Annotated in this window: 11 protein-coding genes; 10 read left to right on the top strand and 1 reads right to left on the bottom strand. The window is 62.0% G+C overall.

Annotation, left to right across the window (positions count from 1 at the left end):
- From ACEK02_RS13555 to ACEK02_RS13540, 4 genes are all read left to right on the top strand, one after another.
- The coding region (locus ACEK02_RS13555) for a ribonucleotide-diphosphate reductase subunit beta (protein ID WP_371422209.1) at positions 1–636 on the top strand (636 nt) is incomplete at its 5' end.
- A 100-nt stretch (positions 637–736) separates the two neighbouring features.
- Positions 737–1,486 (top strand): AzlC family ABC transporter permease, encoded by a 750-nt coding sequence (locus ACEK02_RS13550; protein WP_371422208.1) that lies wholly within the window; start codon positions 737–739, stop codon positions 1,484–1,486.
- Entirely contained in the window at positions 1,483–1,800 is a 318-nt protein-coding gene (locus ACEK02_RS13545) for an AzlD family protein (protein WP_371422207.1), read from the top strand. Before ACEK02_RS13550 ends, ACEK02_RS13545 begins: the two co-directional genes overlap by 4 nt.
- A gap of 172 nt (positions 1,801–1,972) precedes the next feature.
- Positions 1,973–2,647, top strand: coding sequence for a TetR/AcrR family transcriptional regulator (locus tag ACEK02_RS13540; protein ID WP_092139147.1), 675 nt, complete (start codon positions 1,973–1,975; stop codon positions 2,645–2,647).
- Positions 2,648–2,732: 85 nt separating this feature from the next.
- Here the strand turns inward: ACEK02_RS13540 and cycA are convergent, their stop codons facing one another.
- Positions 2,733–3,128 (bottom strand): cytochrome c-550 CycA, encoded by a 396-nt coding sequence (gene cycA / locus ACEK02_RS13535; protein WP_371422206.1) that lies wholly within the window; start codon positions 3,126–3,128, stop codon positions 2,733–2,735.
- Positions 3,129–3,331: 203 nt separating this feature from the next.
- Here cycA and ACEK02_RS13530 point away from each other — a divergent pair, with 203 nt between their 5' ends.
- The 6 genes from ACEK02_RS13530 (at position 3,332) to ACEK02_RS13505 (ending at position 10,135) form a co-directional block, all read left to right on the top strand.
- Positions 3,332–4,825, top strand: a complete 1,494-nt coding sequence (locus ACEK02_RS13530; protein ID WP_371422205.1) for an FAD-linked oxidase C-terminal domain-containing protein — start codon at positions 3,332–3,334, stop codon at positions 4,823–4,825.
- Between the two features lie 12 nt (positions 4,826–4,837).
- Complete coding sequence (locus tag ACEK02_RS13525) at positions 4,838–6,076, top strand: FAD-binding protein (RefSeq protein WP_371422204.1); 1,239 nt, start codon at positions 4,838–4,840, stop codon at positions 6,074–6,076.
- The gene (glcF, locus tag ACEK02_RS13520; protein WP_371422203.1) at positions 6,073–7,386 is read left to right on the top strand and encodes a glycolate oxidase subunit GlcF; all 1,314 of its coding nucleotides are present in this window, start codon (positions 6,073–6,075) and stop codon (positions 7,384–7,386) included. Before ACEK02_RS13525 ends, glcF begins: the two co-directional genes overlap by 4 nt.
- Positions 7,387–7,485: 99 nt before the next feature.
- Positions 7,486–8,088, top strand: a complete 603-nt coding sequence (locus tag ACEK02_RS13515; protein WP_371422202.1) for a hypothetical protein — start codon at positions 7,486–7,488, stop codon at positions 8,086–8,088.
- 467 nt (positions 8,089–8,555) lie between these two features.
- Positions 8,556–9,551: a TorF family putative porin gene (locus ACEK02_RS13510; protein ID WP_371422201.1), complete on the top strand. Its 996-nt coding sequence runs from the start codon at positions 8,556–8,558 to the stop codon at positions 9,549–9,551.
- Positions 9,552–9,622: 71 nt separating this feature from the next.
- Positions 9,623–10,135, top strand: a complete 513-nt coding sequence (locus ACEK02_RS13505; RefSeq protein WP_371422200.1) for an HPP family protein — start codon at positions 9,623–9,625, stop codon at positions 10,133–10,135.
- Positions 10,136–10,185: the final 50 nt, after the last annotated feature.

Raw genomic sequence — 10,185 nt, 5'->3', positions numbered from 1 at the left:
GAGGGCGAACTGTTCAACATGTATCGCGAGGTGCCGTCGATCACCGAGAAGGCGGCCTGGGCGCTCAAGCACACCCAGCATCTCGACGATCCCGATTTCAAGACCGGCACGCCGGAGACCGATCAGGCCTTCATGCGCGATCTCGTCGCCTTCTACGTGATCTTCGAGGGCATGTGGTTCTACACGGGCTTCGCGCAGATCCTGTCGCTCGGCCGCCGCAACAAGATGGTCGGCATCGCCGAACAGTATCAGTACATCCTGCGCGATGAATCCATTCACCTGAATTTCGGCATCGACGTCATCAATCAGATCAAGATCGAGAATCCGCATCTCTGGACCAAGGCATTCCAGGAAGAAATCCGCGACATGATCCGCACCGCCGCCGAGCTCGAGGCGGCCTATGGGCGGGATACCATGCCGCGCGGCTTCCTCGGGCTGAATGCGGCGCTGTGCGAAACCTATATGCACTTCATCGCCAACCGCCGCTGCGCGCAGATAGGTCTCGCGCCGGTGTTTACGGAAACGGAAAATCCATTCCCGTGGATGTCGGAAGCGATGGACCTGAAGAAGGAGAAGAACTTCTTCGAAACGCGTGTGATCGAGTATCAGAACGGCGGCGCGCTGAACTGGGAGTAGTCTTTGGTCTCATATCCAAGCGTGCATGGCCCTTATGAGATCGCGTGGCTTGACCTAAATGTGTGATGGCAGCACCCATGCTGCATCACACGGATCGATCATGCCCAGCACCCACATTGCCAAGGCGCCGGCATACTGGTCGAAGGCCGCTATCGTGCCGGGCATCATCGCCATCGGGCCGATGCTGCCAGGCACGCTGGCCTTCGGCATGGCGTTCGGCGCACTCTGTGCGCAGAAGAACTTTTCGCTGGCCGAAGTCATTGTCATGATGGGCACCGTCTATGGCGGCCTGTCGCAATTCGTCGCCGTGCAGTCCTGGCCGAGCGTGCTGACGCCCGGTACCATCGCGACGCTGGCTTTGCTCACGCTCACGGTCAATGTCCGTTTCATGCTCATGAGCGCGACGCTGCGGCCGTGGTTCGGCACATTGCCGTCATGGCAGGCCTATCCCTCGATGCTGCTGGTGACCGATGGCGGCTGGCTCGCGGCGATGCGCTATCGCGATCACGGCGGCGCCGATGCCTGGTTCTATGTCGGCGGCGGCATCGTGCTCTATCTGGTCTGGCTGGTCGCCGCGATCCCGGGCTTCGTGCTTGCCGAGCAACTGACGGATCCGAAGAAATACGGCGTCGATCTGGTCATGCCTGCCTTCTACGCGGCCATGCTCGTTCCAGCCTGGAAGGGACCGCGCCGGGCGATCCCGTGGGTGGTCTCCGGGATCGTGGCCCTCGTCGTTCACTGGTTGGCCGCTGGCTGGTGGTTCATCATCGCCGGTGCGCTGTCGGGCGCGATCAGTGCCGGGCTCATGGACGAGCCCGAACCGCGGCATCCGGTGGGAGCCGCAGCATGACTGACTTTCTGCGCAGCGATGTGGTGATCGCCTTCGCGGTCATGACCGCGGTCACCGTGGCCTCGCGCCTCGGCGGCTACTGGCTGATGGGCTACGTTAACGTCACGCCGCGGGTGCGCCGGATGCTCGATGCATTGCCGGGCTCAATCATCGTTGCCGCCGCGCTCCCTGTGGCCGTCAATGGCGGGCCGGTGGTGGTTTTCGCGATTCTTGCCGCGATGGCAGTGACCATCGTCCGCCGTAACGACTTCATTGCCGTCATCACCGGCATGGCGGTGGCCGCGGCCGCCCGCGCGCTCGGATTTGGCGGCTAGCTCTACCCGAAAAGTTGAATCCCGCTATGCGCAAAATACCTTGTCAATGAGTCTGAACTAGTGTTCAGTTCTTATCGCGGGCACCCTCAAGCTCGCTCAAAACCTTGAAGTTACGCACCTTATTTGTGACAGCCGTCAGGTTGGCCAAGGGGTGCCGGGGATGAGAACGCCCATGGTTTACCGACGGACCCATCAAGTTGTGAAGCGGCTTGCAGCACGGCGCAGTGCGATTCTGGCGGCGGCACGTGAAACTTGCGCCGAAGGGGGCATGGCGGCGGTTCAGATCGCTCCGGTTGCGGTTCGCGCTAATGTCGCAGCGGGCACGGTTTATCGGTATTTCCCGTCCAAGGCCGACCTGATTTCCGAACTCATTGCCGACGTGTCGCGCGACGAGCTCGCGGCGATCCGCCGGGCTGCCGATGCTGCGCCGGGGCCGTCGTCGGCGCTGGCCGCGGCGGTGACCACGGTGGCCGTGCATGTCGTTTCTCACCGCAAATTATCGTGGGGCATCCTGGCCGAGCCGGTCGAGGTCGATGTGACGGAGTCGCGGCTGGCCAGTCGCCGCGAGATTGCTGGCGAGATCGAATCCCGCATCGCGGCCGCCATTCGCGCCGGTCATTTGCCGGCGCAGGATACGGCGCTCGCGGCCGCGGCCTTGCTCGGCGCCCTGCATGAAGCGCTGGTCGGGCCGATGGCGCCCGACAATCTCGAAGATCAGGCCAAGCTGCGCGACGCGGTACAGACCGTCACGCTGCTGGCGCTGCGCGCCGTTGGCGTGATGGATGCCCGCGCACGCGGGCTTGTGGTGCAGGCCGTGCTTCCGACCAAGATGGCGGCCGGCGCCTAGCGCGTTTTCCAACCAGGCGGGCGCCGGTTCGCGTCAAGAAAACGCGTCAAAACAGAAAACGCGTCAAAACAAAAGGCTCCAGCGCTTACGGCTTGATTTTGCCGTCCTTGTCGAACTGCGCGAGGAATGCCCACAGGTCGTTGACCTCGGATTCCTTCTTGATGCCGGCAAAGGCCATCTTGGTGCCCGGGATCTTGGCCTTCGGGTCCTTGATGTATTCCTTGAACGTCGCTTCATCCCAAGTGATGCCGGAATTCTTGTTGGCGTCCGAGTATGAATAGCCCTCGGCGGTTCCCGATTTGCGACCGTTCAATCCATTGAGTTCCGGACCGACCTTGTTCTTGGCGTTGTCGCCGATGGCGTGGCAGGCGAGGCATTTGTTGAAGGAGGACTTCCCGGCGGCGACGTCCTGTGCAAGTGCGAAGGAAGAGGCGGTCGAGGCGGCGAGAACGATCAGGGCGCCGAAAGTGACAGACTTCATAGATGGCTCTTTTTGTTTGTTGGCTTTCCAGTTTAGTTTGTTGCACACGCTCCGAGTAGTCCACAAGTGCGATGGCTGCCGCCGCGCGTCGCGGCGCCATGTGGCGCGTCATGCTTTGGTAAGCTACCCAAAGCGGCCTGGACGTGGTTGATTCATGGCAAAGCAGCAGGGTGATCGCTGCGATCTTCGGGAGTGCGCGTTCAATGACCATCATGATGCCGGCGGCGGATCAGGCTGTCCTCGCAAGGCGCGAGGCCATTGTCGCTGCGCTGCGCAAGCTGGTGCCGGGCGAGGGCGTGATCTCCAGCTCTGCCGAGATGCTGCCCTATGAGTCGGACGGGCTGATGGCCTATCGCCAGCCGCCGATGGTCGTCGTGTTGCCCGATACGACCGAGCAGGTCTCCAAAGTTCTGAAATATTGCCATGAGAACGGCATCAAGGTGGTGCCCCGCGGTTCGGGCACGTCACTGTCCGGTGGCGCACTTCCATTGGCCGATGCGGTGCTGCTTGGTCTTGGCAAGTTCAAGCGCGTGCGCGAGATCGATTTCGATAACCGCGCCGTGGTTGTCGAGCCCGGCGTCACCAATCTCGCCATCAGCCAGGCGGTGGCCCATGCGGGCTTCTACTACGCGCCGGATCCGTCGTCGCAGATTGCCTGCTCGATCGGCGGCAATGTCGCGGAGAATTCCGGCGGCGTGCACAGCCTGAAATACGGCATGACCACCAACAATCTGCTCGGCTGCGAGATCGTGCTGATGTCGGGCGAAGTCATTCGCGTCGGCGGCAAGACGGCGGAGACATCGGGCTACGACCTGATGGGGATCATCACCGGTTCCGAAGGTCTGCTGGGTGTCATAACCGAAATCACCGTGCGTATCCTGCAGAAGCCGGAGACGGCGCGCGCGCTGATGATCGGCTTTGCGGAGGTGGAGCAGGCCGGGCAATGTGTTGCCGATGTCATCAGCGCCGGCATCATTCCCGGCGGCATGGAGATGATGGACAAGCCGGCGATCCATGCCGCGGAAGCTTTCGTCCATGCAGGCTATCCGCTGGACGTCGAGGCACTGCTGATCATCGAGCTCGATGGCCCCGGTGTCGAAGTCGATGAACTCATCAAGCGCGTCGAGACAATAGCGCTCGGCTGTGGCTCGACCACCTGCCAGATCTCGACTTCCGAGCAGGAACGGCTGCTGTTCTGGTCCGGTCGCAAGGCGGCGTTCCCTGCAGTAGGTCGCATCTCGCCGGACTATCTGTGCATGGACGGCACCATCCCGCGTGCCGCGCTGCCACTGGTGCTGCGGCGCATGAAGGAGATGTCAGCCAAATACGGCCTCGGCGTCGCCAATGTGTTTCATGCGGGGGACGGCAATCTGCATCCGCTGATCCTGTACGACGCCAACAAGCCCGGAGAGCTGCAGCTCGCCGAGGATTTCGGCGCAGATATTCTGAGGCTGTGCGTCGAGGTCGGCGGCGTACTGACCGGCGAGCACGGCGTCGGCATCGAGAAACGCGACCTGATGCCGGAGATGTTCAGCGAGGTCGATCTCAACCAGCAGCAACGCATCAAATGCGCCTTCGACTCGCAGGGTCTGCTCAATCCCGGCAAGGTGTTTCCGACACTGCATCGCTGCGCCGAACTCGGTCGCGTGCATGTGCATGGCGGCAAGCTGGCGTTTCCCGATCTGCCGCGATTTTAGTTGGACGCATCCGTGGATATTTTGAAAGTCAGAGACGCTCAGGACGTCGAGCAGGCGGTACGCGCGGCAATTGCGAGCGAACAACCGCTGGAGATTGTCGGGCACGGCAGCAAGCGCATGGTCGGCCAGCCCATTGCGACCAATGCGGTGCTCGACGTGTCGGCGCTGAACGCCGTGACGTCCTATGAGCCGAACGAATTGATCCTCACCGTACAGGCCGGCGCGCCGATGGCCGACGTGCTCTCGCTGATCGATTCCAAGAATCAGCAGTTTTCGTTCGAACCGATGAACACGTCACAGCTCCTGGGAACGCTGGATATCGGCACCATAGGAGGCATGATCTCGGCCGGGCTCGCCGGGCCACGGCGCATTCAGGCCGGGGGCGCCCGCGATCATCTGCTCGGCGTGCATGCGGTGTCGGGGTTCGGCGACAGCTACAAGGCGGGCGGCCGGGTGGTGAAGAATGTCACCGGCTACGATGTCTGCAAGCTGCTCGCCGGCGCGTGGGGCACTCTGTCCGTGATGACCGAGGTGACGCTGAAGGTGATGCCGCGCGCGGAGAGTGAGCGTACGCTGGTGGTGCGCGGGCTCGATGACATCGCCGCGAACAAGGCGATGACGGCGGCGCTGGGCTCGCCCTTCGATGTGTCGGGTGCGGCGCATCTGCCGGGTTCGGCGTTGCGCACCACGCAGGGGGCGCTTGCCGAGATAGCATCGCCCGACCAGCCGGTGACGCTGATCCGCCTCGAGGGCATCACGGCATCGGCGTCGCATCGCGCGATATCGTTGAGCGTCGCGCTGAAAGCATTCGGCAGCGCCGAGATACTGGAAGATGCTCAATCCGCGGCCCTGTGGGCGGGTGTCCGGGATGTGACGCCATTCGCAGCCAGCGGCCCGCGCGCGATGTGGCCGGTATGGCGCATCGTGACGCCGCCGGCATCCGGCGGTACGCTTGGCCAGGCCATTGCGAAAGGCTCGCAAGGCGAGGTGATCTATGACTGGGGCGGTGGCCTGATCTGGGCGGCGCTGCCGCCATCGGCCGATGCGCAGGCGGTGCAACTTCGCAAGCTGGTCAATGCGGCTGGCGGTCATGCGATGCTGATCCGTGCGCCGGAATCCGTGCGCCGTGCCATCGACGTATTTCACCCGCAGCCCAAAGGCATCGCGGCGTTGGGTGAGCGCGTACGCAACAGCTTCGATCCGAAGAACATTCTCAATCGCGGCCGGATGTCGCGTGGACAGGCGACATGAAAACCGAATTCACCCCGACCCAGCTCGCCGATCCGGATATCGCCGAGGCCGACAAGATTCTGCGCAAATGCGTACATTGCGGTTTCTGCACGGCGACCTGCCCGACCTATGTGCTGCTCGGCGACGAACTGGATAGTCCGCGCGGCCGCATCTATCTGATCAAGGAGATGCTGGAGAAGGATCAGAAACCGACGCAGGAGGTTGTCAAGCATGTTGATCGCTGCCTCTCTTGTCTCGCCTGCATGACGACCTGCCCGTCCGGCGTGAACTACATGCATCTGGTCGATCAGGCGCGGGTCAAGATCGAGAAGGACTACACCCGGCCGCTATCGGAACGGTTGTTGCGTGACGTGCTGGCCTGGGTGCTGCCGCGCCCCGGTCTGTTTCGCCTGAGCATGACCATGGCGCGACTGGCGCGCCCGCTGGCGGCGTTGCTGCCTTCCACCAGCAAGCAATCCAGCCCGAATCTGCTTAGCCGCGTGAAAGCGATGCTGACCATGGCGCCGAAGCAGTTACCTGCTGCCGGCCCATCCGCTGGCAGCGTATTTCCCGCTATCGGCGCCCGTCGTGGTCGCGTGGCGCTCCTGCAGGGATGCGCCCAGCAGGTGCTTGCGCCGCGCATCAATCAGGCTGCGATCAGCCTTCTCACCCGCCATGGCATCGAGGTGGTGCTGGTTCGGGACGAGCAGTGCTGCGGTGCGCTCACCCATCATCTCGGGCGCGATGGTGACGCGCTGGCACGGGCAAAAGCCAATATCGGCGTCTGGCTTGGGGAGGCGGACCGCGGCGGTCTCGACGCCATCCTGGTCACCGCGTCCGGTTGTGGGACTGTCATAAAGGACTATGGCTACATGCTGCGCGAGGACCCGGAATTCGCCGTGCCGGCCGCCAAGGTCTCTGCGCTGACGAAAGATATCAGCGAGTATGTCAGCGCCATGGATCTGCCGAAGCCTGACAAACAAAGCGACCTCGTCGTCGCCTATCACTCGGCGTGTTCGCTGCAGCATGGGCAGAAAATCACACAGGCTCCCAAAGAATTGCTTTCCAAGAACGGATTCGTGGTGAAAGATATCCCAGAGAGCCATTTGTGTTGCGGTTCGGCGGGGACGTACAACATTCTCCAGCCTGATATTGCGAGCCGGTTGCGCGATCGAAAGATCGCCAACATCGCGATGGTCAAGCCGGATATCATCGCTGCCGGCAACATCGGCTGCATGGTTCAGATCGCCGGAGGGACATCAGTCCCGGTCGTACATACGATTGAGCTTCTCGATTGGGCGACAGGCGGTCCCAGGCCAGGATTGAACTGATCTTATGTGACATCGGCCCCGCGTTAAACTGGCCCCGCGCTGGCGCGGAAGACTTGAAACGCTGGTCCCTTTTGGATCGGCGCCAACAGGAGGACCACGATGGCTAAAGGCAAGAAGTCGAAAAAGGACAAGAAGGACAAGAAAAAGCAGAAGAAGCTTTTGATGGCGGCTAAGCCCGCCAAGAAGTCCTCCAAGAAGACGTCCAAGAAATCAGCGAAAAAGACTGTGAAAAAAGCGGCCAAGAAGGCCACCAAGAAATCCGCGAAGAAATCAGCCAAGAAGACCGTAAAGAAGGCGGCCAAGAAAGCCGTCAAGAAGGTCGCCAAAAAGGCGCCGAAGAAAGCTGTCGCCAAGAAGGCCGTGAAGAAGGCCGCGCCGAAAAAGGCCGCCAAGAAAGCGACACCAAAGAAAGCTGCCAAGAAGAGCGTGAAGGTTCCATCCGCGCTCCTAACCAGCACGGCGCCCGCGCCGGCCGTGGTCGAGGCGTCGGTGCCGGTTGCGATGCCGCCGAAGCCGCCGCGCAAGCCGCGCGTCTCCAAGCCGAAGCCGGTCGAACCGCCGATGACGGCGCCTGCCGCCGAGACGTCGAGCTGGGCGGCGGGGGAACATGATCCCTCACCGGTCGAAGGGCATTCTTCAGGCGAGACGACGGCGATCGAATCTCCTGGCGATACGTCGCCCGATCACGACGAAACCAGATAGTCGAACCGGATTCAGTCCGCGTTCCCGACTTGCCGATAAACTCCGGAAAACCGCAGCGCTCGCCGTTGCGGTTTTTTGCTTGGCCTGGCGCCGTCGCGAATCGCGCGCTTCAACCGATGCCGTTTCCCGATTTTGCAGGCGATTCGGACGATCCCGCTCCGGCAGGCCCTCATGGGTGTGGATCGATCTGCTGGTGACAGGGTGATGATCCGCAATTCCCGACCGCTGGTCGTTCCTTGCTGGGTATTCCGGGCCGGAATCCCTCCAAAAGCGTTGTGCTTTTGCAACACCGCGCCACAACCTCTCACGGAAACGTCAGAACGCCTATTTAGGCGGCATTTGCTCGTTTTTTTTTCTTCACCGCTCGGGTTCCACGCCCCAGAGTTGCGTCCAGTCGATGAACGTCGCGGTCTCGCCGTCTTTCGGACACGGAACTGCCTCTGGTTTCAAAAGTGATGGGGAATGTCATGAAGAAGATTGTTGTCGTGTCTGCTGCGGTGCTCGCCATGGGGATGAGCGCGGCTTCGGCAGCCGACCTGGGCGCGAAGATGTACAAGAAGGCTCCGCCGATTGAAGCCTTCAATCCTTGGGATTTCGCTTTCGGCAGCGCGATCATGAGCAATTACGTGTTCCGCGGTGTCACCCAGTCGAACGGCCAGAAGGGTTCTGTCGCCGCCTATTTCGAGCCGCGCTACAACATCACCAAGGACGTTCAGCTTTACGCCGGTGTCTCCGGTGAGAGCATCTCCTTCGCCAACCGCGCTGCGATGGAACTCGACGGTTACTTCGGTATCCGTCCGACCTGGGGCGCGGCAGCATTCGACTTCGGCTTCTGGTACTACGGCTATCCGGGTGGCCAGTGCATCGACACGCCGACCGCCGGCGGTACCCTTCCCAACGTATGCCCGGTCGGTGCTTCGGTGCTCGCCAACGGCAATGTCATGAAGAAGGACGTCAGCTTCTACGAGGGCTATGCCAAGCTGAACTACACCTTCAATGACTACTTCTCGCTCGGCGGTAACGCCTTCTACTCGCCGAACTTCCTCAACACCGGCGCAGACGGCACCTATGCTTCGATCACCGGTAAGGTGATCGCGCCGTCGACCTGGTTCGGTTCGACCGGCATCGGCTCTTACGTGTCGGGTGAATTCGGTCGCCAGTGGCTGGGCACCTCGGATGCTTTCTACGGCACCGCACAGTTCCCACGCGGCATCAAGTATGCCGACTACAACACCTGGAACGTCGGCATCGGCTTCACCTACAAGGTGTTCACGCTGGACCTGCGTTACTCGGACACCAACCTGTCCAAGGGTGATTGCAACGCCTTCACCTCGGACTTCACCGCTTCGGGCACCAACAACGTCACCGCGATCAACCCGGGCGGCGCTGGCTCGAGCTGGTGCGGCGCGACCGGCATCGTCAAGCTCTCGGCTGACCTGACCGCGATGTCGAACCTGAAGTAAGAACTTCGACTGAGATCAAAGGGGGCGGCAGAGCAATCTGCCGCCTCTTTTTCTTTTGGGGCAGGGCTTCCATGAACCGGGACTGGCTGCGGCGTGCCGCGAATGCGATCCGTCGCAACAATCACCGCAATGCGCTGGCTGGTGCCGTCGCCGGGCTGGGGGCCGGGATTGCCATCGGTGTAATGGAGTTCTTCTCGACCGTTGCGCATTATCCGCTGGTCATCATCCCTTTTGCGACCTCGATCGTCCTCGTGATCGGCTCCCCGGAAGCCGAGCCGGCGCAACCGCGCGCGCTGGTCGGAGGGCACCTCATCGCGACGCTGGTGGGGCTGGTGGTGCTCAAACTGACCGGGCCGCATGGCTGGGCGGCCGCCATGGCAGTCGGTCTCGCTGTGCTGGCGATGTATGTCACCGGCACATTCCACCCGCCTGCCGGGATCAACCCCTTGCTTGTCGTCTCCCACGCACTGCCCTGGACGTTCCTGCTCGCGCCGGTCCTGGTCGGCGCACTGCTGCTCGCGAGCTTCGCGCTGGTCTGGCATCGTTATGCGGCAGGCCGCGCCTGGCCGCGCCACTGGTCCTAGAGCGTTTCACGTTTTTATTGAAGCGTATCCGGCGTTGGCAAAGTAGTTTT

This window comes from Tardiphaga sp. (assembly GCF_041424195.1).
GTDB lineage: Bacteria > Pseudomonadota > Alphaproteobacteria > Rhizobiales > Xanthobacteraceae > Tardiphaga.
Note: the sequence above shows the minus strand (reverse complement) of the source record. Positions and strands in the feature narration are given on the sequence as shown.

What these genes read in the sequence shown, in the direction of transcription:
- ACEK02_RS13550 (WP_371422208.1), top strand. Translation starts at nt 737, where the DNA reads ATGCCCAGCACCCACATTGCCAAGGCGCCGGCATACTGGTCGAAGGCC.
- ACEK02_RS13545 (WP_371422207.1), top strand. Translation starts at nt 1,483, where the DNA reads ATGACTGACTTTCTGCGCAGCGATGTGGTGATCGCCTTCGCGGTCATG.
- ACEK02_RS13540 (WP_092139147.1), top strand. Translation starts at nt 1,973, where the DNA reads ATGGTTTACCGACGGACCCATCAAGTTGTGAAGCGGCTTGCAGCACGG.
- cycA (WP_371422206.1), bottom strand. Translation starts at nt 3,128, where the DNA reads ATGAAGTCTGTCACTTTCGGCGCCCTGATCGTTCTCGCCGCCTCGACC.
- ACEK02_RS13530 (WP_371422205.1), top strand. Translation starts at nt 3,332, where the DNA reads ATGACCATCATGATGCCGGCGGCGGATCAGGCTGTCCTCGCAAGGCGC.
- glcF (WP_371422203.1), top strand. Translation starts at nt 6,073, where the DNA reads ATGAAAACCGAATTCACCCCGACCCAGCTCGCCGATCCGGATATCGCC.
- ACEK02_RS13515 (WP_371422202.1), top strand. Translation starts at nt 7,486, where the DNA reads ATGGCTAAAGGCAAGAAGTCGAAAAAGGACAAGAAGGACAAGAAAAAG.
- ACEK02_RS13510 (WP_371422201.1), top strand. Translation starts at nt 8,556, where the DNA reads ATGAAGAAGATTGTTGTCGTGTCTGCTGCGGTGCTCGCCATGGGGATG.
- ACEK02_RS13505 (WP_371422200.1), top strand. Translation starts at nt 9,623, where the DNA reads ATGAACCGGGACTGGCTGCGGCGTGCCGCGAATGCGATCCGTCGCAAC.